The sequence below is a fragment of the Hydrogenimonas cancrithermarum genome (assembly GCF_030296055.1).
Lineage (GTDB): Bacteria > Campylobacterota > Campylobacteria > Campylobacterales > Hydrogenimonadaceae > Hydrogenimonas > Hydrogenimonas cancrithermarum.
Genome location: NZ_AP027370.1, coordinates 1,776,247 through 1,800,876, shown reverse-complemented (window position 1 = coordinate 1,800,876; position 24,630 = coordinate 1,776,247). Strand labels below are relative to the sequence as shown.

General features: G+C 54.3%; 12 protein-coding genes. 10 read left to right on the top strand and 2 right to left on the bottom strand.

Annotated elements, in window-relative coordinates:
* Positions 1-2 precede the first annotated feature (2 nt).
* Genes QUD54_RS09335 through QUD54_RS09320 form a run of 4 tightly spaced genes read left to right on the top strand, consistent with a single transcriptional unit; the run spans position 3 to position 5,703 of the window.
* The gene (locus QUD54_RS09335) at positions 3-1,688 is read left to right on the top strand and encodes an Hpt domain-containing protein (RefSeq protein WP_286336462.1); all 1,686 of its coding nucleotides are present in this window, start codon (positions 3-5) and stop codon (positions 1,686-1,688) included.
* A complete protein-coding gene (locus QUD54_RS09330; protein WP_286336461.1) occupies positions 1,685-2,086 on the top strand; it encodes an SEL1-like repeat protein in 402 nt (133 codons plus the stop codon). Before QUD54_RS09335 ends, QUD54_RS09330 begins: the two co-directional genes overlap by 4 nt.
* A 13-nt stretch (positions 2,087-2,099) precedes the next feature.
* Complete coding sequence (locus QUD54_RS09325; protein WP_286336460.1) at positions 2,100-5,324, top strand: nitrate- and nitrite sensing domain-containing protein; 3,225 nt, start codon at positions 2,100-2,102, stop codon at positions 5,322-5,324.
* Positions 5,325-5,328: 4 nt separating this feature from the next.
* Complete coding sequence (locus QUD54_RS09320; protein ID WP_286336459.1) at positions 5,329-5,703, top strand: response regulator; 375 nt, start codon at positions 5,329-5,331, stop codon at positions 5,701-5,703.
* A gap of 44 nt (positions 5,704-5,747) precedes the next feature.
* Here QUD54_RS09320 and lon read toward each other — a convergent pair whose 3' ends face one another.
* Both lon and QUD54_RS09310 read right to left on the bottom strand, forming a co-directional pair.
* Positions 5,748-8,171, bottom strand: coding sequence for an endopeptidase La (gene lon, locus QUD54_RS09315; protein WP_286336458.1), 2,424 nt, complete (start codon positions 8,169-8,171; stop codon positions 5,748-5,750).
* A gap of 94 nt (positions 8,172-8,265) precedes the next feature.
* Positions 8,266-8,913, bottom strand: coding sequence for an outer membrane protein assembly factor BamD (locus tag QUD54_RS09310; RefSeq protein ID WP_286336457.1), 648 nt, complete (start codon positions 8,911-8,913; stop codon positions 8,266-8,268).
* 75 nt (positions 8,914-8,988) lie between these two features.
* Here QUD54_RS09310 and fliW point away from each other — a divergent pair, with 75 nt between their 5' ends.
* The 6 genes from fliW to QUD54_RS09280 all read left to right on the top strand — a co-directional run bounded on the left by fliW (position 8,989) and on the right by QUD54_RS09280 (position 24,602).
* Positions 8,989-9,393, top strand: a complete 405-nt coding sequence (gene fliW, locus QUD54_RS09305) for a flagellar assembly protein FliW (RefSeq protein WP_286336456.1) — start codon at positions 8,989-8,991, stop codon at positions 9,391-9,393.
* Positions 9,390-10,148 (top strand): pyrroline-5-carboxylate reductase, encoded by a 759-nt coding sequence (locus QUD54_RS09300; protein WP_286336455.1) that lies wholly within the window; start codon positions 9,390-9,392, stop codon positions 10,146-10,148. The genes fliW and QUD54_RS09300 overlap by 4 nt, the downstream gene beginning before the upstream one ends.
* Positions 10,149-10,430: 282 nt before the next feature.
* Positions 10,431-22,541: a LamG-like jellyroll fold domain-containing protein gene (locus QUD54_RS09295; protein WP_286336454.1), complete on the top strand. Its 12,111-nt coding sequence runs from the start codon at positions 10,431-10,433 to the stop codon at positions 22,539-22,541.
* Positions 22,535-23,245 carry a prepilin-type N-terminal cleavage/methylation domain-containing protein gene (locus QUD54_RS09290; RefSeq protein ID WP_286336453.1) on the top strand — a complete coding sequence of 237 codons (711 nt, stop codon included), beginning with the start codon at positions 22,535-22,537 and terminating at the stop codon, positions 23,243-23,245. The genes QUD54_RS09295 and QUD54_RS09290 overlap by 7 nt, the downstream gene beginning before the upstream one ends.
* Positions 23,242-24,168, top strand: coding sequence for a pilus assembly FimT family protein (locus QUD54_RS09285; RefSeq protein WP_286336452.1), 927 nt, complete (start codon positions 23,242-23,244; stop codon positions 24,166-24,168). Before QUD54_RS09290 ends, QUD54_RS09285 begins: the two co-directional genes overlap by 4 nt.
* Positions 24,168-24,602, top strand: coding sequence for a type IV pilus modification PilV family protein (locus tag QUD54_RS09280; protein WP_286336451.1), 435 nt, complete (start codon positions 24,168-24,170; stop codon positions 24,600-24,602). Before QUD54_RS09285 ends, QUD54_RS09280 begins: the two co-directional genes overlap by 1 nt.
* Positions 24,603-24,630: the final 28 nt, after the last annotated feature.

Here is a 24,630-nt window from a genome sequence, read left to right as displayed (position 1 = left end):
CCGTGTTAATCTACAGAAATGACGGAAAACTCTACTGTATATCGAAAAATGCCCTGAAACTCGCGGGATATCACGATATCTCGGAATTTTTGGCCGAACACGAAGATTATAGCGAACTCTTCGTAAAGCGTCCTGGATACATCTACAACTTCGAAAATTTTTCATGGATCAGTTTTCTTCGCAATGCCAACACGGAGCAGAAGAAGGTCCTCATCTCGACGAAAGACAAGGCGACATACGAATGTGACCTGGCCCTTGAAATTCTCTATCCGATCGAGTATGGCGAAGAGACGCCGGAGTTCTATTACCAAATAGAGTTCAAAAACCTCAAACTCTCCAACGGGACAGAATACCATGTGCCGATAGAGGAGAGTGCGTTCACTTCCATCGACATTCCTTCCGAACCTCTCGCTGCGGAGGCTCCCGAAATATCGACGACGGATGAAACGGCCGCGAAAGCCGCGGAAACATACGAAGCTCCGGCAGTGCGTTTCGAGGAGCCGGCCGCTTCGGCCAAGCACGAAGGGGAAACCCCCTCCGTCGATTTTTCGCTTTTCGAGGAGACACCGGAAACGGCCCCATCCGAAAAACCGGCGGACGCACCCCTCGAGCTGGTCGATTTTTCATTTGAAAGCGATCGTGTCGAAGCGATCGCTTCCGAAGAGGAAAACGTCGAACAGCCCGAAAATGCCGAAGCGCTTTTCGAATCCCCGGCAGCGGTGGAAGAGAGTGAAACCGGGATCGGCATGAAGCAGGAGAGCGGATCTTTCGCGGAAAAAGAGGCAACCTCCCCATTCGAACCCCTCGAAGTGCCGGAGATCGGCTTGAAAACGGAAGTTCCCGAGCCTGAAACCATGCCATCGGAGGAAAATAGAGAGAGTCCGACAGAGGCACCGGCGGCGAATCTCCAGCCAGAGACCGGAAAAATCGCCGCCACGCTCGGACTGCCCGAAACGATGGTCAAAGCCTTCGTGAAAGAGTTCATAGAGACCTACTATCACGATGCGCCGGAAGTCAAAGCCGCCATGGATGCCGGCCATATCCATCTCGTCAAAAAAGAGGCGATGAAGCTCAAAGGGATCGCTTCGAACCTGATGATGGACCCTTTGACGCAGACACTCGAAGAGATTCTTTCACTCGATGATGAAACGCAGATCCGCAAAGCGTGGCAAAACGTCGAGCGTTATATACAGGGGTTGAGCGGGCAGGGCATCCCGGAAACCGCTACCTCCGAAGAGCGGATGACGACGCCCGAAAAGAGTCCGGCCGAACATCTCCACCCCTCCTTCGAGGAACCGGCAAAACCCGAAACCACGCCATCCAAAAAGAGGCTCGAGCTCGAAGAGATCGACAGGGGCGAAACACTCCTTTTCGATCCCAACGAAGCGGCCGACGCGCTGGGGCTTCCGGAATCGCTCATCGTGGAATTCGTCAACGACTTCATCACCCAGGCACGCGAAGAGAAGGCCCATTTCATCGAAGCGTACGAAACGAACGATATCAAGACGATCAACGAAGTGGCACACAAGCTCAAAGGGGTCGCCGCGAACCTGAGAATCGAAGATATGCGTGAGCTTATGGAAAAAGTGCAGCATGCCCAATCGCTCGAAGAGGTCGAAGAGAGACTCGTCGCCTTTTACCGCAAACTCGCGGCACTGGAAAAAACAATGGCAAAGGAATACGCGTGAAAACACGACTGCTCTTTATACTGTTGCTGCTACCGGCTTTTGGATTCGCCAGCTACTTTTCCGACGGGATGCGCGCCTATAAATCGGGAAACTACAAAGTGGCCAAAGAGCTGTTCGAAATGGCGATAGAGGAAGATGGAGCCGAGCAGGCACAGTTTCTGCTGGGCCTTCTCTATCTCAAAGGCCTCGGCGTCGACCGCAATCTGCCAAAAGCGAAACAGCTGCTGGGCAAAGCCGCCGAGCTGGGAAATGCCCGGGCGAAATGCTATCTGGCCGAAGTCTATCTTCTGCAGAAGAAAAAAGAGAGGCAGACGGCACTTAAACTGCTCAAAGAGGGCAAAAAGGCCGGTGCACTCGAATGCGTCGATATAGCCGCCACACACAAACTACCATTATGAACAGAGGTGATGTATGCAAATAGGTATCCGAAGTAAACTCAAACTGATCTCGCTCCTCCCCATTCTTCTGCTCCTGGGGTTCGCGAGCTATTTTCTCTACCAGTCCACCACCAATTATCTGAAAGTTCAGGCCTTCGACCAACATATCGAATACAGCTCCATCATCAACGACCTCTCGACCCAGCTGGCAAAAGAGCGCGGCATGACGGCGATATACATCGCTTCCCACGGACGAAAGGTCAAAGAGTCCCTCAAGGCCCAGCGTGCCGTGGTCGACAAGAAGGTCGCGGCATTCAAACGTTACCTTTCGGACCACCCGGAGACCAAACCCAAAAAGAGCGTTCCGGTCATGCTGAGTCTCCTGAACCAGAAACGTCACCAGATCGACACCCTTCAGCTCGGTTTCGACAAGGCATTCTTCAACTACTACACGGCCCTGATCGGATCGCTGCTCGAAGAGATCGACAAAGTGACTTCGGTCGGGCTGAACAACGAGATCAGCAACGAGGCGAAAGCCTACATCAATTTCGCCAAGGCGAAAGAGGCGAGCGGTATCGAACGCGGTTTCATGTCTTTCATCCTCACCCGCTATACGAAAATGAGCGACGAAGAGCTTCAAAAATGGATCCACTATATCGGGCAGGCCGACACATACGAATATGGTTTCATTTCGGACCCGGGGCTTAAACAGCGTATTCGCAGACTTCTCGAAAACGAAGACTCCCAGGAGATTTTCGAAGAACTCGCCCAGGCACGTGCCGAAATACTCCACTCGATCAACGACGGCTACTACACGATCGACCCTACGCTCTGGTTCAACCTCAATACCGAGAAGATCAGCATCCTCGACAATGCACAGAAGACGATCTTCACCGCGATGAAAGGCAAGATCGCCTCGACGATCCAGGAACAGATGTATATCGCCGTCGCCTCCGGCGCGCTTTGGATCATCTCCATCATCCTCGCCATTATCGGCATGATCGTGAGCCGCGAGATTACGCAAAACATCAAAAACCTCGAGACGATCCTCCAGAATGTCGCGGAATCGACCAACCAGAAAATGGAGATCAACCTCGATACACCTGAAGGTACGGCGAAAGCGTATGCCCTGCTGCAGGCGATCATCGAAGAGACGCGGCTCGAACAGAAGCGTGCCGAAGAGGCGAGCGAAGCGAAGTCGCTCTTCCTTGCAAACATGAGCCACGAAATCCGAACGCCGCTGAACGGAATCGTCGGTTTTACCGAACTGCTTAAAAACACCGAACTCAAAGGCGAACAGAAAGAGTTCGTAAGTATCATCGAAAAGAGTTCCGAAAACCTGCTCGAGATCATCAACAACATCCTTGACCTCTCCAAGATCGAGAGCAACAAAGTGGAGATCGAAAACATCGTCTTCAACCCGATCGAGGAGTTCGAGAGCGCCGTCGAAATCTATGCCGTCAAAGCGGCCGAAAAGAATGTCAACCTCGCCTGCTTCATCGATCCGAGATTGAACCAGCCCATCAAAGGCGATCCGACCAAGATCAAAGAGATTCTGATCAACCTGATGAGCAATGCGGTCAAGTTCACCAACCAAGGTGGCGCGATCAATGTCGAAATCCGCAAAGTCCATGCGAGCGATCCAGACAAATGTGCCATCAGTTTCAGTGTCGAAGATACGGGTATCGGTATCTCTCCGGACAAAAAGGCGCATATTTTCGAAGCATTCTCGCAAGCCGACACCAGTGTCACCAGGAAGTTCGGCGGAACCGGGCTGGGCCTGACCATCTCCGCACGCTATGCCGAACTGATGGGCGGCCACCTCGATCTCGAAAGCGAGCTCGGCAAAGGTACCCGTTTCTATTTTACGCTCGAATTCGAAGAGCTACCCCAGATGAACGAGGATATGCGAGACAGGTTCGCCAATGTCACCGTCGCGTTCTATTCCGCGCCCGGCGCATCGAAGAAGCAGGACGAGTATATCAAGGAGTACCTCGACTATTACGGTGCGAAGCTGATTCCTTTCAGCGCACCGGAAGAACTCATAAAACTCGCGTCCGAAAAGAAAGCGCAGTCGGCAATGATCGACGCCGATTACGCCTCCGACAACGACCTTCGCAAGATGGGCAAGACGCCGCTGCACTGTAACGTCATCATCAAATCGACGCACCAGAAGCGGATCGAGTCTCTGCGCCTGCACTGCGAAAAGATCGTCTACGAGCCGGTCAATGCGACGAAGATGGTGGCCATTCTCAAAGCGGCAACCTCCGAAGTGGTCAAAGAGGTCCGCCGTCCGCTTCTCGATATCGATCACATCGGTTTTCAGGCCAAAGCGCTCGTCGCCGAGGACAATACGATCAACCAGAAGCTCATCAAGCGAACACTCGAAGATCTCGGCCTGACGGTCGAACTGGCGGACAACGGCCTCGAAGCGTTCGAAAAGCGTAGAAACGGCGACTTCGACATCATTTTCATGGATATCTCGATGCCGGTCATGGACGGTGTGGAAGCGACCCACGAAATTCTCGACTACGAAGAGGACGAAAACGTTCCGCACGTGCCTATCGTCGCCTTGACGGCGAACGCGCTCAAAGGGGACAGGGAAAGGTTCCTCGCCGAAGGGCTCGACGAGTATACGACCAAACCGCTGATAAGAGAAGAAATCATCTCGATCCTGAAAAAATTCCTTGGCGACAAGATGTATACGAAAGACGAAAAAGAGAAACCCGCCACTTCGAGGGGTGTACAGCACGCTTCAGAGAAAGAGGAGGAGAAGGAGATTTCGTTCGATACATTTACAGAAGAGGCCGTTTCCGAAAAGAGTGAAACCGAAGCGGTTCCTCAGGGGCAACCCACGGAAACGGTTTCCGCCGAAACGCCGGAAACCTCGAAAGCCCCCGAACCGGACAGAATACTCGTTCTCAAGAAGAGTCCGCTCGAGGGGAAAATTTTCGCCAACATGCTCCACCAGCTCGGATACAACGTCGACATCGCCGACTCTCCGAAAGAGCTGACGGAAAAGCTCGATGCGCAAACCGCTCTGGTCTTCGTCGACAAAGAGATCGACGGTATGGCGCTCGAGCCTCTGCAAAAAGAGATAAAGATGAGTGCGCCCCACGCTGCACTCATCCTGATGACCGATCCCTCCACATCCGTGACGGAAGAGGAGAGAAAACATTGTGATGAAGTGATCATCAACCTGGTCAACCGTGACCTGATACGACTGATAATAGAAAAATTTATGAAAAAAGAAGGATGATTGAATGAGCCGACTCAAAGTTTTGGTTGTCGACGACGATATGATCAACAGAAAGCTGATGGCAGCCATGCTGAAGAAACACCCCAATATCGGAGAGCTTATCGAGGCGTCCGACGGCCAGGAGGCCATTACGCTTCTGAGGGACCTCGACGATATAGACCTCGTTCTTCTCGACATCATCATGCCGATCATGGACGGGATCGCCGTTCTTCAAATCATGAACTCGGACCCCAAACTCCAGAACATTCCGGTCATCGTCCTGACGACGGACGAAACGAAAAAGACAGAAGCGCTCAACAGCGGCGCCAACGACTTCATCGCCAAGCCTGTCAGAGAGCAGGACATCATGAGCAAGATCGAGCGTCTGACCTCTCTTTGATCCCGCCGAATTTCCAAAATGGGTGAATCTTCACCCATTTTCCCCTACTTCATTATCAAAGCCTCTTTCAAGACCTCTTCTATTCTCGTTACAGGGATGATCTGCAGTGCCTCTTTGACCACTTCGGGAATGTCGTCGAGATCGCGCTTGAAGTTCTTCTCGGGGATGAGCACCTTTTTCATCTTCGCTTTGTAGGCCGCGATCAGTTTCTCTTTCAACCCTCCGATCGGAAGCACTTTGCCCGTCAGCGTCAGCTCCCCGGTCATCGCGACATCCGGGCGCACTTTGAACTCGCCGAAGATCGATGCGATTGCCGTGGCCATCGTAATGCCCGCGCTCGGTCCGTCTTTGGGTGTAGCGCCTTCGGGAATGTGAATGTGCAGGTCGTAGCGTTTGTAGACTTCGCTCGGTTCGACCTTGATCTTCTCTTCACGCTCCTTCGCCGTTTTCGGGATGATGCGGTCGTCGATCTTGAGTTTCCCCTGGTCGATCAGCGTCTTGACGACACTCAGCGCGATACGCGCAGACTCCTTCATCACGTCGCCCAGGCTCCCCGTCAACTGCAGGCCGCCTTTGCCCTTGATCTTGATCGTCTCGATCTTGAGCACGTCGCCGCCCACAGCCGTCCACGCCAGGCCGTTGACGACGCCCACCATCGGAATGTTGTCGGTCTCGTCGATCTCGAAGATCGGCTTGTCCAGAAATTCCCGAATGTTCTTGGCCGTGACCGCCACTTTGCCCAGACTCGGGTCGGTAAGGATCATCTTGGCCGCTTTGCGGATCATGTCGGCGATACGGCGGCGCAGGTTACGCACCCCCGCTTCACGCGTATAGTTTTCGATGACCATCTCGAGCGCCGCTTTGGTAATCGAAAATTCGCTCTTTTTGAGCGCATGCTTCTTGAGCTCCTGCGGAATCAGGTAGCGCTTGGCAATCTCATACTTCTCCTGCGGCGTGTAGCTGCTCAAGAATATGAACTCCATACGGTCGCGCAGCGGTCCAGGGATCGACCCGATATCGTTGGCCGTGGCGATGAAGATCACCTGGCTCAGGTCGATGTTGAAGTTCAGGTAGTAGTCTCGAAATTCGCTGTTTTGCTCCGGGTCGAGGATCTCGAGCAGTACCGACGTCGGGTCGCCGCGCATGCTTCGCCCCACTTTGTCGATCTCGTCGAGTACCATGACGGGGTTCATCTCGCCTGCGTCGATCAGCCCCTGCACGATACGTCCCGGCATCGCACCGATGTAGGTACGGCGGTGGCCTCTGAGTTCGTTGACATCTTCCAGGCCGCCCAGCGCGATACGCACGAGCTTGCGCTTGAGCGCTTTGGAGATGGAGTTGGCGAGCGACGTTTTACCGACTCCCGGAGGGCCCGCGAAACAGAGGATCGCCCCTTTGATCTCCTTGTCCGCCACACCGCGGAGCTCCGCCAGTTCACGGACGGAGAAGTATTCGACGATCCGCTCCTTCGGTTTTTTGAGGCTGTAATGGTCTTTGTCGAGCTGTTTCTCCACATCGTCGACTTTCAGATGCTTCTTCGCATACTTTCCGAACGGAATCTCGAGTACCCAGTCCAGGTAACCCTGAATCATGTTGGCGTCGGCCGAATCGGGATGCATTCTGGCAAAGCGGTCGATCTGCTTTTTGACCTCTTTGTAGGCATCTTCGTCCATGTAGGGCTTTTTCGCTTCGAGCTTCTTGTAGTACTCCTCGATCTCCTCTTCGCGCTGCGTATCGGTCCCAAGCTCCTGCTGGATCTGTTTGAGCTGCTCTTTGAGGAAGTACTCTTTGTTCACCTGTTCGATGCGGCTATGCACTTTCGAGCGGATCTCTTTTTGAAGCTTGCTCGCCTCGATCTCGGCACTGATGATGTCGATCAGCAGCAGAAGACGCTGCTCGACGTCCTCTTCGATGAAGAGTTCGTACGCCTCGGGCTTCTTGATCTTGATCGTACTCGAAATGAGATCGGCGATACGATTGGGCTCATGGTTCTCCTCGATCGTGCGGATCAGATCGGGCGGGAACTGGTTGCTGACCTGCGAAAGGGTGCGCAGCTTCTCCCGAAGCACCTCCATCAGCGCCTCGATCTTGAGTTCGTTGTAGGGTCTGGAGTGAATCACATCGACTTTCGCCACCAGCGGCGAGCTGCTCACCTCTTCGATGATACGTCCGCGCGCAAGCCCCTGAAAAAGTACCTTGATGCGCCCGTCGGGCAGCGTCACCTTGCGCATGATGGAACCGATGACGCCTGCGTTGTAGATGGCGTCGAAGCTGCGTTCCCCTTCATGGCCCGGTTTGGTCGGGCATACGAGAACGAGTGAATTGGTCTCCACCGCCCGGGCGGCGGCTTGTACGTTCAATTCGTCGTTGAGAAAGATGGGTGAAATCATAAACGGATAGAGAAAAAGATCATCTTCCACGATGACCGGTATTTTGGCCGGGAATGCACTGTAATCGCTTAACTGCATTCAACCTCCCTTTTATATTAAATTTTTCTTAAATATAGTGCTTTTTGCGAAATTTGTCAAGTATCCATCGCTCCATTTTTTTCGGCACGTCACATCAGTCGAACAGCCAGCCAAGCCACCCTTTCGCCGGCGGCACGATATCCTCTTTTTTCAGCCAGCTCCGTTCGTTTCGCGCGCGGTAGATTTGTGCCGCTTTGGGTTTGTTTCGCCTTTCGTAAAGCGACGCGATACTCTCGTTCATCAGGTACTGCGTCATCTCCAGCCGTACCTCGATCGTCTCCACCATCGGCGTATACTCGCCCTTCGTATACTTCGCGATATAGCCGCGCGCCTTTTTCAGCGTATCGCTGACGAGTTTCTGGTCCCTCTGCGGAGACTTGAGGCCGTAAAAAGCCGCTTTGATCTGGATGAACTCGGCGAATTGACGGTTTTTGAAACTTCCATACCGCTTCATATATTCGTCGAGATAGAAGTTGGCGAGAAGATACTCTTCGTTGTCCATATGCGCCTGCATCAGAATGATCATCGCCTGCGGGATCAGCGGCGAACCGATATGCTCGCTCTCGAGCGACGTGAAGTAGTCGTCCGCCTTTTCGAGATTGCCTGCGGCGGCGCTTTTCATCATCTTCTGGTACCAGTAGAGGGCCGGTTTCTCGTACTCCTCTTTGTTCTTGGAGCCACAGCCTCCGACGGCCAGCGTAAGCATAACGGCCAATGCCGCGTGTAGAGCGATTCGATACATTCAGAACCTTTTGGTTAAACTTGTTATTCATTTTAGCCGATATATCATTACTAATGGATTAAAGGACCACTCTCCATGGATTTTAAAGCCGTCATGCCGATTCTCGGATTCGACACCGTTTCCAACCTGACTCTCGAACCGATCGACGACATCTTCTACCGTCTTGCAAACAGCGAGGGAGAAGCTCCTTCGTTCACGCTGATTCAGCCGGGTGCATTGCGCGAGGACTACATCTTCGACCTTCCAAAAAGCGCCGCCGAAAAGCTTGAGCTCGAAAATGCCGAAGATGCCATGGTACTCAACATCGTCATCATCGACACACCGCTGGAAAACTCCCATGTCAACTTCATCGCGCCACTCGTTTTCAACACGAAAAACGGTACGATGGCCCAGGTCGTGCTCGACAGCGTCAAATATCCCGATTACGGATTGGCGGATCCACTGAAAGCGTTTTTCAAAGCGGCGGAGAACGCATCGTGAAGCTGACGATCGTAGGCCCGGGAAAGATGGCGCTGGCGCTGGCGAAAGGGCTTGAAAAAGAGCACGAACTGACGATCGTCGGGCGTGACGGAGAGAAACTGCTCCGCTTCACGAAGCAGCTCGGCAAACATGCCAAAACGGCACTCCTCGACAAATACGAGATCGACGGGCAGAGCGTCATCCTCTGTGTCAAACCCTATGCGCTCAAAGAGACGGCGGCCGGCTTGAAGGGCAAAGCCGAAACACTCTACTCCGTCCTCGCCGGCACCGGTATCGCGGCGCTCAAAAAGGCGGTCAAAGCCGAAAACTACGTGCGTGCCATGCCCAACCTCGCAGCCGAATTTTTCTCCTCGATGACGACACTGACGGGTGACGGTGCCAAAAAAGAGGAAGCCGAACGGCTCTTCACATCGATCGGGCAGACACTTTGGGTCGAAACCGAAAAGGAGCTCGACATCGCCACCGCCGTCGCCGGCAGCGGCCCGGCCTACCTCGCCCTCGTCGCCGAAGCGCTGGCCGACGGTGGCGTCAAAGAGGGACTCAAAAGAGCGGATGCGATGAAACTGGTCGAGGGGCTCTTCGCCGGCTTCGCACCCCTGCTCTCCCACAGCCACCCCGCCCTGCTCAAAGACGGCGTCATGAGCCCGGGCGGCACCACGGCGGCGGGATACGCGGCGCTGGAAAAGAACGGCACCCGCGCCGCCTTCATCGAAGCGGTCGAAAAGGCGTACCGACGCACACTTCCAAAAGCCTGACTCCCTCCAAATTCCCGCCCGGCACCCGGCTGGGCCCTTTCGGCAACATTTTCGTTTAACACTTTTATGTTTTCGGCCGATACTCTTACCGTAGTGTGACGATAGACTGAATTTTCGTCCAAATATCAATCGTCGTTAACATTAAGTGACATTTTATGGCCACGGCGATAAAATGAAAAGATTAACAGGTGGGTGGTTGGGATGCATAAACTTATTCGCGTCATCGCGACTTTTATGCGCTTCTTTTCAACCGCACACTCTATGGCAAGATAGAGGTGCAAGATGGCAACTTCCAATAGACTTTTCAGACATTTTTTCAGAGTTTTTCTCATTTCGACCCTGCTCTCCGCGACGGTGGTATTCGCCGGATCTTCGACGGAACCGGACCTAGAAATCTCCATAAGCGCAGCGCAAAATCCCGTTCTGGTCAAAAGCGACATCGAGTACTCCATCGTCGTCAAGAACAACGGGACCGTCGGCGCCATCGACTCGACCGTCACAACCACCATACCCAGTACAATCAACTACTCATTCGGTGGCTCGGGATGGTTGTGCGACCGCACCGGCGATACTGTGAGCTGTACCTACGACGGCGTACTCGGGGCGGGAGCCACCGCCAACACGCTCAGCCTGTCCAGGGAAACCGTTTCGACAGGCAGCGTGACCCAAAATGTCACTGTGTCGGCAACGAACGGTGACTACGACACCAGCAACAACGATGCTTCCGTCACGGTCGATGTGGGCCAGACGAATCTGCAAATATCGAAAACCGCTTCGAAACCGGAAGTGGAGGCGGAAGAGGATTTCACCTACACCATCACGGTAACGAACCCGGCAATAAGTGGCTCCACGATAATTTCGGCGACCGATATCGTCGTCACCGACACCATCCCTTCGAACTTCACGATCACTTCGAATCCGGGATGTTCGAAGTCCGGCCAGGATCTCACATGCACCATCGCATCGCTGAATGTCGGTGAATCGCAAAATTTCGTCATCGGTGTCAAAGCGCCATCTTCCATACCCGCTACGAACCCGGTCACCAACACCGCCACGCTGAATCGAACGGGCTATGTCGGTGGTACAAACGTGAAAGACCTTCCCACGAGCGACTCCGCGGACGTCACCGTCACCGCGGCGGACGTCACCGTCTCGCTCTCGGCTTCTCCCTCACCGGCACCGATTTCAGATACGCTCACCTATACCGTCACCGCATCAAATCTCAATGGAGTCGATGCAAACGATGTCGAAGTCGAAATAACACTGGATGGCGATCTTCAAAACCCTACCGCAAGCGGAAGTGGATGGAATTGCCCAGATCCGATTACGAGCAATACTTTCACATGTACGCTTCAAAATCCGCTTCAGAACGGATCTCCAAGGAGCTTCACCATCACGGCGGGAACACCTGCTACCCATCAAACTGTCACGACGAGGGTCCATATCGGTACCTCTTCGGCCGAAACCGATACAGGTAACAACGACGCCACGCTCGCTATATCGGTCGAAGGCGCAGACCTGCGCATCGAAAAAGAGGGTCCCGACTCCGCCCCCGTCGAAACAAACATCCAATACACCATCACCGTCTACAACGACGGCATCGCCCCCGCCCAGAACGTCGTCGTGAGGGATACGCTCGATGACGGCATGGTCTACCTCAACGACTCACTCACCAACCACTGCCAGGATACGGGCAACAATGTCTATGAATGCACCATCGGGACGATAGATGCCGGAAGCAGTGTGGCGTTCACACTCGATGTCACCACCCCGAACAAAACCGGAACCACGACGAATGACGTCTCCGTCGACACGGATACCGACGAAAACAACCAGAACGACAAAACGGCATCCAAAACGACGGCACTCGTCACTCCCGATCTGAATATCGCAAAAAGCAATACACCGACCGAAGTGGGTCTCGGCGGAAATTTCACCTACACCATCACTGTCACCAACTCCAAAAACGCCGTCGCCCAGAATGCGAAGATAACCGATACGCTCCCTTCAGGCATCACCGTCACAGGCATCGACAGCAATCCGGATCATTGGGATTGCGGCTCCGGCACTTTTCCGATGACGGGAGATGGCTCGGCATCGTTCAACTGTACGCTTGCCTCCTTCCCAGCCAATGGAACGAGCACCATCACCTTCGACGCCACAGCGCCGAATTCGACGGGAACCTACCAAAACCGGGCACGTATCGGCCATTCACTCGACAATAACGACGGAGAGGATACGGCAGATATCACCGTCACCGGTGTCGAACTCGAAGTGACCAAAATCGCCTCTGCCACGGCAGTTGCCGGAGGCACGATCGACTATGAAATCACCATCAAGAATACGTCGCTTACCGATGCCAAGACATTGACACTGACGGACGACATGGGAGCACGGCTCGGAAGCGGCTATACGATAAGCTCGATCTCACAAAGCGACGGCTGGAACTGTAGCGGCTCCATCGGAACGGATACCCTCTCTTGCAGCCTCGGCACACTGGCGTCCGAAGGAGCGACAACGACGATTAAATTCAGCGTCGCCGTTCCCGTCAACGCCCCACTGGGAACGGTCCATAATTACGCAACCGTCCATGTCGACTCACCCGATGCTTACGACAAAACATCCACCACGGCCTCCACTGAAATCGAAGGGGCCGATATCGTCGTAACGAAAAGCGGAGATAGGGTAGGTATCGCGAACGAACGGGTGAACGTCAACGTCGTCGTCACCAACAACGGCAGTGCCATCGCGAAAGATGTCAATGTCACCATCGACCTGAACGCCAACAATATCGCCAATTTCACCGACATCGAAACCGATTGTGGAACCGGCTCTTTCACATCGGTCACGGAGCCCTTCACGTGCCAATTGGGCGATCTTGCGAAAAATGGGTCAGCCACTGTCGCCATTCGTGCCACGGCGCCCAATTACGACAGCAATTTCCCGGGGCATAAAAAAATAAAGAATACGGCGACCGCTGTAACATCTACGACACAAAGCACAACGTCGAACGATGAAAAAAATTGGTGGATCGAAATCAAAGGAGCGGATCTCATCGTCGACAAGGTGCCGAATGTGAATGAAGTGGCCGTGGGGAAAACGGTAACCTACACGATTTCGCTGAAAAACCAGGGAGACGCCGTAGCGACGAATATCACACTCAGTGACAGCGTCGTGGAAAATACGGACGGACTCTCTCTTTCAAACCTAAGCTACAACTTTGTCGACTGGAGCTGTACAACCAACTTCCCGGCAGGATTCGACTGTACCTATAAACACGATCTTGCCAGCGGCCAGAGTACATCCAACGTAACGGTGGACGCCACGGCACCGAACACCACGAGCGTCCTCGATCAACAACGCAGCAACCGCGTCGACGTAAGCAACGATACGGCCGAGTCCGATACGGCTACGACCAATTCCAAAGTCGCACCCGTCACGATCCGCGGCGCGGAACTGACCATCTCGAAAAGCGTCTCTCCGGGCACCGTGGGACTCGGAGAGCGGGTAACCTTCACGATCGACGTCGGCAACAGCGGCCTGGCGGATGCGGAAGATACCAACGTGACCGATACACTACCCGATGGGTTCACCACCATATCCACAAGCGGATGCGACAACGACGGCTTCGCCGTTTCGGGCCGAACCGTCACGTGCCAGCTCGGAACCATCGCAAATACCAATGGATCGAAAACTTTCACCATTACAGCGAATGCACCCAATACGAACGGCGACTATACCAATACCGCCACCGTCTCCACATCGACTCCGGAGGCCGATACGACCAACAACAGCGACGACGCCCTGCTGCATGTCGAGGGAGCCGACCTCGTCATATACAAAGCGGCACCTCTAAGAGTCGCCGGAAATTCCGAGTATCAATACACTATTTCTCTTAGAAACCAGGGACGCTCTTCCGCATTTGGAGCTGAAATCAACGATACGGTTCCTGCAAACGTCACTTACGTCACGGGCTCTTTGAGTACTTTGAGCAGTGCCTGGACATGCAGTATCAGCGGATCGGACATCCATTGCCAAACCAACGATCCCAATTTTGAAATTCCAAACGGATACGACGAAAACATCGTCACTTTCAGAGTCAAAGCCGGTCCCGCACACGACTGGGTCTACAATACCGTCACGACAGAAACCGATACCTCCGAATCGAATCTTGCCAACAACACCTATACCGCCAGAACCGAAGTGATCGATATCGACCTCGCGGTCCGAAAGCTCATCAACGGTGTGAATTACGGTGCTGCCGAAAATTACGCCGCCATCGGCGAAACGATCACCTACACCCTGCAGGTGAGGAATGTTTCCCAAGTCGACCTGGATATCACGGACGTCAATGTCACCGACCTCATTCCATCCAACGTCACGAACGTCTCCGTCACACCGGCAGCCAACTTCACCTGCAACAACCCCACGACAGCGGGTTCGACACTCCTTTGCACGATGAATGGGGGAGTCGTACTCTCTCGAGGCCAGACGAGGAATGTCGCGACGATCACCGTGACCGTGATCGATGCAGCCAGCTTCGATGTGAACGACGAAAACAACAACTTCGTCGTCAATCGTTACAAAGCGGAGACTTCGCTCACCGATCAACACCTCGCCAACAACGCACCAACGGGCGGAGACGGCTATCTTCATACCAACACGCTCGTACGCGGGGCCAATGTTTCGGTGGATAAAAGAGGGCCTCGCGAAGCGGGTGCCGAGCAGCGATTTACCTACACACTCGATGTACGCAACTACCCAAGGCCCGATACCTACACAGGAACGCCACCGGCACACGACGTGCCATCGAGCGGTGCAGCGGGCATCACCGTCACGGACATCCTTCCGACAGGTGTGACGTTCGTCTCCGCCAGCGGTGCGAACTGGAACTGTAACGAAAGCGGTGGAACCGTCACCTGTGCCTACGGCGGAAATCTTCCTCCTTCCAATACACCTTCATCGATCGACATCACCGTCGCGGCACCCAACGATACGGGAATCACACTTACCAACGAAGCCAACGTCACCACATCGACGCCCGAACTGGAACGACTGCTCCTCGACAACGGCGACACACTCGGCACCCGTATCGTCGGCACGGACATCGTCGTGACCAAAACCGGGCCTGCCACGGCAGGAATGGGTGACGAACTCGCCTACACCATCCGGGTGGAGAACAACAGCAGTGTACCGGCGGCAGGCATCCACGTGGACGACATCCTCCATACCGATGTCAACCTCTCCGCCACATGGAACAGGGCCCTGGGCGGCAGTGGCTGGACATGCGTCGACAACAGCGCCACATCCGACCACAATGTGAGTTGTGACTATAGCAGCACGCTGCCGGCCAATGGTTCGGCATCCTTCACCATCTATGCGATCGCCCCAGGCTATACCGGAACCATCCGCAACCGTGCCGTGGCGACCACCACCACAGCCGAAACGAACCGGCCCAACATTTCCGACTTCGACACGGAGATCGAAGGTGCCGAAGTGGGCTTCGCCAACAACCCTTTCCAACAATCTCCCAATCCGGTCGGGGCATTGAAGCCCATCGACTACACCATCACCGTCATCAACCGCGGCCACTCGGAAGCCCGCGACATCAACCTGACCATGCAATTCCCATCGGGATACTCCGAAGAGTTCAATGTCACCTCGACGGGTGGAGACAGCGGCTGGAACTGCCATTTCGACTCCGCATCCTCGCTCCTGACTTGCCGTCTCGCCACACTGGCACCCAACAACGCCACCTCGAGAGTCGAAATCCACGCCACCGCACCCAACGCCAACGAAGTGGTCAGCTACACCGTCCATGTTGAAGGTACCGACGGATCGGGACAGATAACCCAGGAGACCATTTCGCCAAATCCCACCACGACCGTCAAGGGTGCCGACCTGAAAATCGAAAAGTACGTGCAGGACCTCGAAAATCCGGGTTACGACGAGAGCAACGTCACGGCGGGCCTCAACAAATATGTGGAGTTCAACATCACGGTCGAAAACCGGGAACTCGGTCTGGCACACTTCATCAATCTGATGGATGATTTCAACACCGGTTTCAGCAATCTGACCATCTCCTCGCAAAGCGGATGGAACGGTACCTGCGCCATCAACGGCCACAACCTCCAATGTATCCGCAACGAACTGCTGCAAGGCGAAACCCTCAGCGTCGTCGTCAAAGCGAAAACACCGGGCGTCGAAGGTATCATAAACAACGACGCTCGCGTCGTGAACACAACGGTCGAAACCGATAACACCAACAACACCGACAGCGCTTATGTCAAAGTGGAAGGGAGCCGGTTCAATGTCGATGTCAATGTTTCGAAAACAACCCTAGCCTTCGACGAGCTTTTCGACTATGTTGTCACCATCGTCAACACCGGCAAAAACGAAGCGGAAGATATCAACATCTCCGACACACTCCCGACAGGCTTCATCTATGTCGGCAACAACGGCAGTGACGCAGGTTGGAACTGCACACCGGGCGATGGAAACCATACCGTGGTGTGTGAACTTCCCTCACTCGCCGGTTACAGCGGATCGACCCGTCTCGTTCTAAATGTCGAAGCACCCAAAAAGATCGGTAGATACACCGACGAAATTACGGTCGACTCCCCTTCCATCCCCGCACCGGTGGAGGCGTCGGCTGAAGAGGTGGAAGTACGGGGCGCCGATCTCGAGATCTCTTTGACTGCCGACGACACCGAAGTACTCGAAGAACACAACACGACCGTCACGATGGTCGTGAAAAACATCGATATATCGACAGCTCGCGACGTCAATGTCACCCACACCTTCACCTCCTCTCCCGCGGGCACTTTCGCAGCCGTGGACGACAACGCCAGCTGTACACTCACCGCATCGACCGTGCGATGTCACTGGGAGAGACTATCACCAGATGAAAACCGTACGGTCGTTATAACGTTGACGACACCAAATATCACATCGGATACGACACTCAGTATACATAGCTCAGCCGTAACAGCGACAGAGGAACCTGACACGTCCAATAACAGTGCCGATGCTTCTACTGATGTCAAGGTGATCAAAGCGATAGCGGAATGGCGCATGGACGAGTGTTCCTGGGGTACAGTTGTAGACCAAACAGGAAACCATAACGGAACGGCAAAAAACGGTGCACACACGGTAAATAAAATCCTGACGAAAGATAGCAACGGAAGAGTTTCGTTCTACCGCGCCGGAGAATTCGACGGCAGTAACGACTATATATCTATTCCCAACAGTTCAGAAATAAATACAGCCGTCCACAACAAAAGAACGGTGGCTCTATGGTTCAATGCAGATACAGTCACCGGAACCCATGTGCTTTATGAAGAGGGTGGCGGTGCCAGGGGGCTCGCTATCTACATAAAAGATGGAGAGCTCTATGTCGGTGGCTGGAACAGACCAGAATCTGGATGGACGGGCACCTATCTGCATACGGCTATATCGGAAGGAGAGTGGCACCATGTCACCCTGGTTCTCGATGCGATCGCCGGAAGCTATACGCATCAAAACGATGCCTTCAGGGCTTATCTGGACGGTGTAAGGTTCGACAGTGGCATAGGCACCCAGTTGTGGGGCCACGGAAATGCCATCGGAATAGGTGCGGTAAATGGTGGTACCCGCCTGCATGACGGAACTACCGGTGGAGGAAGATATTTCAACGGTTTCATAGATGAAGCCAAACTCTTCAATATCGCCCTCGACGATACGGCCATAGCTACACTGTACAAACGTGAAAAAGCATATATCAATTATGACGGAACTACTCGCGCAAAGGAAACAGTTTGTGGTGTAGACGCAGAAGTTACACTGAGCGCTCCGCCGACTGCAGCCGTGGAATCCGATTTCCAATATACGATTACGGTAAACAACCTTACACTCGAGCCTATAGAAGAGTTGAATCTCTCAGTACAACTGCCAAATAACGTCATTTTTGTAGAGGATAATGTAAGCACGACATGGAAATCCTGCATGTTCGATTCATCATCCTATGTTTATAGCTGCCACTTCAGCGATGACGACAATCTTTCCAATGCATGGTTCTATGATTCGCAAGAAATCATACAGTTGACGGTTACCGCACCAAACGAAATAACAACGCTTGAAGCCAACACCTCTATCGTAACCACTCCGGTCGATTACGACACTTCGAATAACAGTGAGTCGGTCACAACCCAAACGGTCGGCACCAATTTAAGAATTACGAAGAGTGTCGACCTCACGACACCGGCACTCAACGCACCGTTCGTCTATACGATCACCGTCACCAACGACAGCACCGTCGATGCCCGAGACATCAACCTCACCGACCACGTTCCGGCCGTTTTGAGCATCGCATCGAACGACCACTCCAACTGGGGTGACGACTTCCAAATCGATTCAAACAGCAGTGCCGTCACCGCTTCGTTGCCATTGCTCAAAGCGGGAGGCTCCAGATATTTCACACTGACGGTCGCTTCGCCGCAAAACGGTACCGTCACCAACAGTGTCGACGTTCAGACCCGGACGGCCGAAGAGGATTACGGCGACAACCATGCAGAAGTCTCCGTCAACGTCGGGAGCAGCGAAGGAAACACGACGGTCAAGCTCAAAGACGGTTTCAGCGAACGGAAGACCATGACCCGCTACGGAGACCTGGTGGCCATCGGCAACACCTACCTTACAGGTGACGACTCCAACGCCAGTGCCCTGCTCTCCGATATCGACGTCTCGGCACATTCACCCTCCACCGCGAAACTCGACCTGCCCTACGACACCAATATCACGGTAACCTATGCACGCCTCTACTGGACCGGCCACATTCACGGCGAACCGGGCGACGCCACTTCGGTCGAAACGGACGACGACTACAAAACCATCACGTTCACGGCTCCGGATGGCGATCACGATCTCACGGCCGACGACACATACTACTACTACAACAAAACCCAGTACGATACATACCGACGTATCTACGCCTGCTCCGCGGATGTCACGAACATCCTCGAAACGATCGGGGAAAATCTCGGAACGTACGACGGAAACTACGGTGTAAAAAACCTGAAAGCCAACACAGGAGTCGACAAACCGATCTTCATGACGGTCACCGACGGAAACACCACCTCCATCCAGGCCATCAGCATCGGCCACTTCGGCGGCTGGAGCCTCGTCGTCTTCTACGAAGTCAACCACCGCGCCCACCGCGACCAGGTCTACAAAAACATCAACCTCTTCGACGGCTTCAGGAAACTTGTACCGGCAGCGGTAGGGTACGACAGACTCACGATTCCCATCGACGGTTTTCTGACACCCTATGCGGGAGAGACGATCGACAGCCGTCTCTTGCTCTTCGCCGGCGGTGGGGAACGGGCCCGTGCCGTCGACCACCTGAGTATCGTCAAAATCGACAACAACACCACGAGCGACGTCAACATCTCCGATACTCTCAACCCGGTCGAAAATGTCCTCAACGGCACCATCACCCAAGCAGGCCACTACCTGACACCGAGAAACCCACAGTTGAATTACAGTATGGGTATCGACATGGACCAGTTCGATATCTCTTCCGATTTCAATACGAACGAAATCTATCTCGGCCACCTGCAGGGAGAGACCAACATCACCCTCTCGGTCGGACGTGAACGGGTTGGGAACCAGGAACTCTTCGACCAATCCTTCCCTTCGGTGATCGGCCTCTCGACGGAGATCTTCAATCCCGACTTCATCGACTCCTATAAAGAGTGTTTCGTCGAAAATCCGATCACTGGCGACTACGTTCGCTGCGAAGAGACCAACGTCACGCGCGGTGGAGAAGTGATTTATCGTATCACCATCATCAATACGGGCAATACCGACGCGACGAAAGTGATCCTGCAAGACCCCCTTCCAGCGGAAGTCACATACATTCCCGACGAGGCGGAACTGAAAGTGGTGTCCATTACCGAAAGGCTCTGCGACGGTTCGGGAGGATCCCCCGTTCTCGACGGCAGCAATGCGAAAAACGCCGAATGTAAACAGTGGCTGATCGATAAAGGCTACTTCAACACGTCGACCGGTTTGACCGCAAGCGGAAGAGCGTATATCGCGTCGCTCGACAGCAACGGCTCGGACAACCATCTGAACCATTGGGATCAAAACTTCCCGGCAAGTGCCGTCTCCGCCCAGACGATGACCAACCAACAGATGCTCGACTTGAACTACACGACGACGACCTACGCGAACAACGACGATGTCAACCGTACCCTTTTGACGGTCAACCTGCACGAGCGGCTCAACTACAACGACAGCGACATCAACGGAACCTTCCCCGCCCTCAACGTCAGCTGGGTCGAGTTCAAAGTCAAAGTCAACAGTTTCGCACAGCTCAACAAGGCGTTCGTCAACAAGGCGATCATCAACTTCACCAACCCCACGCTCGAATATTTCAGCAAACCCGACGCCGACCAGAGGCAGGAGAGTACATCGGCCGAATCGCCGCCGGTCGTCTTCCAGTGGACGGCGCTTTCGAGCGACATTCGCGACCCGGGACGTGTCAGTGTCGGCACCAAAATCGTTGGCAAAGCGTTCGACCTGAACATCAGTATCGACGACTCCAACACCACCTTCGCGACCTTTGCGCAAAACTACCCCGACGTCAACCTGACAGTCTGGAGAATCAAGCTGGTCGACGGCAACAACAGTTATGCCGAAATCGCCGATTTCAACCGATCGGATTTCACGATTCTCAGCTCCGAATACCTGCCGATCGGCACCGGTATGAGCTGGATCATCGACAAGAACATCTCTCTCCCGACAGCGTGGCGGGATATCTATTTCAGTATCCAGTACAAGATCCGCTACCAGGACAACGAAGGGGTAAAAGAGCAGGTGGCGCCGAGCTACTACGGGCCGTTCGGCGACCATTTCGCGATGCGTCCGGAAAAATTCACCTTCTCGGTCAGCAACAGCATCGCAACGGCCGGAAGCTACCTGATCATAAAATCGGGCCAACCGTTCGATATCGACGCCAATGCCACCGACGCCTCCGGAGCCATTCGCACCATAGGATATACACAACGGCTCTTCGCCGCCAATATCACAGACTCGAACATTACGATGGCGACGATCGCCATTACGGACGAAAAGGGGTGTGTGCCGGATATCACGTCGAAAATCCACCTGGAGGACTTCAACTTCACCGACGGTGCCGCGCAAACCGTCCCAAACGTGAAATTCGACGATGTGGGATATGTCACACTGAAACTTCGGGATACCAACTGGAGCGACGTCGACAGAACGAACGGCGACTGTAACGCCACCGTTGACAACGACGACCAGGATCAGAACGACAGTTACGTCAGCTGTTACATCAAAGGGGAGGCGAAACTCCTCTTCATTCCCGCGAGTATCGAAGTGAACACCTCCGTCACGAACCAGGGTGGCGGCTTCACCTATATGGCGGACGACATGAATAGGATGCACAGCACTGTCGAAACGGTGATCCGTTCTCTCAATCTCGACGGCAATGTCACCGAAGCCTTCACGAGCGGATGTTACGCCGACGATGTCAACATGACACTCGAAGCCAATGTCAGCAGTGCCGAATCGGCAGGTATCGACCTGCTCTGGAAACTCGACACCGACTCCGCTGTTTCACTCCTCGCCAACGTCGGCACGGGCCCCGAAAGCGTACTGCACATCATCGACGACACGAACTTCACGAACGGCATCGCCAATGTCACGTTCCTGATCGACGTCAACCGCTCCATCACCCACGCGCACTACCCGGTCGATATCCAGATCGATACGGGAAAAGCGAAAATCGACAACTATCTCGCGACCGGCACAGAGGTCCCCGAGACCGTGACAGACTACCCTCTCGACGATGGGCACAGGGCACGTTTCTGGTATGCACGAATGCACGCACCCGACTACCGCAGCAGCACGACGACGATCGAGACGCCGATTTTCATCGAAGTCTTCTGCAACAACGATATCGCGGCCTGTGGCGATTACGGCATCAGCGGCCTGCCGGAAAGCTCCGACGACGTTAACTGGTGGATCAACACGAACGACACGCGCAACGTGGTGATCGACCTCAACGCGACACAGGAGGGGGCAAACGATCCGCTCGTCACGATCAACGGCGGAACCAATGCCGTGGCCGATCTGAACGCCACCTTCACGAACGGCACCTACTCCGCACAGGTGACGTACGGAGGCTCCAGTAATCTCTACAAAACCAAAATCATCCTGCGTCCGCATCCGGATTGGCTCAAATACAACAAATTCTTCCCCGACGGACGCATGAACTACCACGTCGAGTTCAACCTCCCGACGGACGACTGGTCGGGCATCGGCGAGAAGGGCGAGACGGTCGAGACGAACGGAAGCAGGAAGAGCAACAGGAGACTTGAATGGTAAGACGCGGTTTCTCCTTCATCGAGCTGATCGTCTCGATCGTCGTCATCGGCATCGTCTTCATGTCGGTGCCGCTGATCCTGGTCGAAACGCAGCGCAGCAACGCCTTTTCGATCCAGCAGGAGGGTATCATGGCGGGGGTCACGACGCTTGTCAATATCCTCGGCCACCGCTGGGACGAGGCGGACACCAACCAGACCCTCAACGGGGGCTTCGCCAAAGTGTGCGACGTCCTGAACGGAGCGGGAGACCTCAATAGAACGCTGCTCGACCCCAACCGGAGAAAAGGGCACTTCAAAGGCGAGTACCGAAGGAAGTTCTTCGACTTCACCTACTACAGGGTCTCACCGCCCGGCCTCACCTTCGCGACCCTTCCTGCGAACCTCGGGCCCGATGCCGACGACGGCGGGATCTTCGACGATATCGACGACTTCAACGCGCAGGCATCCTCTCTGACAGGCGGGCAGGCGCAGGACTACAAACTCGGTTACACCATCGACACGACGGTCTACTACATCTCCGACGCGTTCAACTACCACGAGTCTCCCCAGCCCGCCGTTTGGGCGATCCCCAACACCGATATCGGACGGATGACCAACATCAAAATGGTCAAAACGGCGGTGGTGAGCAGCGAAGGGACCATCAACCTCTACGCCTTCTCCTCCAACATCGGAGAATACAAAATTCTGCACCGGACTTTCGAATGAGAACACTACGCCGCGCATTCACGATGATCGAGCTGATCATGGTGATCCTGATCTTCGGGATCATCTCGATGATCGGCGCCGATATCTTCGTCAAGATTTACGACAACTACATTCTCGCTCGCACGATGAACACGCTTCAGACCAAGACGGAACTGGCACTCGAACAGATCGCCAGGCGTCTTCAGTACCGCATCAAAGACAGTACGATCGCCAGAAAAGATTCCAACCTCAGCCAGTACCTCTTTCTCGGCGACGCCGACGACAGCTACCACATTCTCGAATGGATCGGATATGCGGACATGGCACTCAAAGGAGCCTGGAACGGTACGCTCAACGCACCGGGGTGGAGCGGTTTCATCGATCTCGACAGTGCCGACACCGGAAAATCCGGCGTCTCCTCTCCGGGCAGCCGTTTCGACTTTGCCGACGACATCATCTCGGCACTTTCCCAAAACGGCGTGACGCTACACGGCGTAGGACAGCACCCTGCGCTGGTCATGGACGGACATGTCGGTGACTACAACGTCTCCTCCTATGGATGGTATCCCTATGTCGACAACGATTATGCGCTGAAAGTTTCATGCAAAGACAACGACTGCGACGCCAACCCGACGCTTCTGGATTTCAACTCGACCGCCGCGAAAGAGATCTACGAGCATTACAAACTGGCGTGGAGCGCCTATGCGCTCGTGCCGCAGTGTCCGGCTGGAGTTACGAACGACTGCAACCTCACGCTCTTTTACGACTACCAGCCGTGGGAAGGCGAGCGCTACGAGACGGACGGCTCCTCGAGCCTGATGGTCGAGCATGTTTCGACCTTCAAGTTTACCCAGATGGGCGATTCGATACGATTGAAACTTTGTGTGGGGGAACATATGTACGACAACAACGTCTCTTTTTGCAAAGAGAAGGTGATTTTCTGATGCGCCGTGGATTTACGCTCCTTTCGGCCATTTTTCTCATGCTGCTGGTCGCGACACTGATGGTGCTCGCCTTCTCGCTCTCTTCCCAGACGAAGAGGCAGACGGGCGACATCTACATGCAGGAGCAGGCGCAGCTTCTGGCACGCAGCGCCACGGAGTTCGCGCTTCTGGCGATCTCGGGCCACGACAACCGCATCGACTGTATCGAACGGATCAACCTGAGGTATCCGCAGGGAGCACCGATTTACGACATCAACATGTCGCTCCACTACATCGGCAACGGACTTCCATGCAACCCGTCCCACCTTTTGGCCAACGACATCGCGACGGCGGAAAGCAACGGTACGGTTTTGATCGATACATTCGTTTCGTATACCGACCCGGAAAACAACGAAACTATACGGTTTCATCGGCGAACCATACAAAAGCCTTAAGCCTTAGTTTGTTACAATGTCGATAATT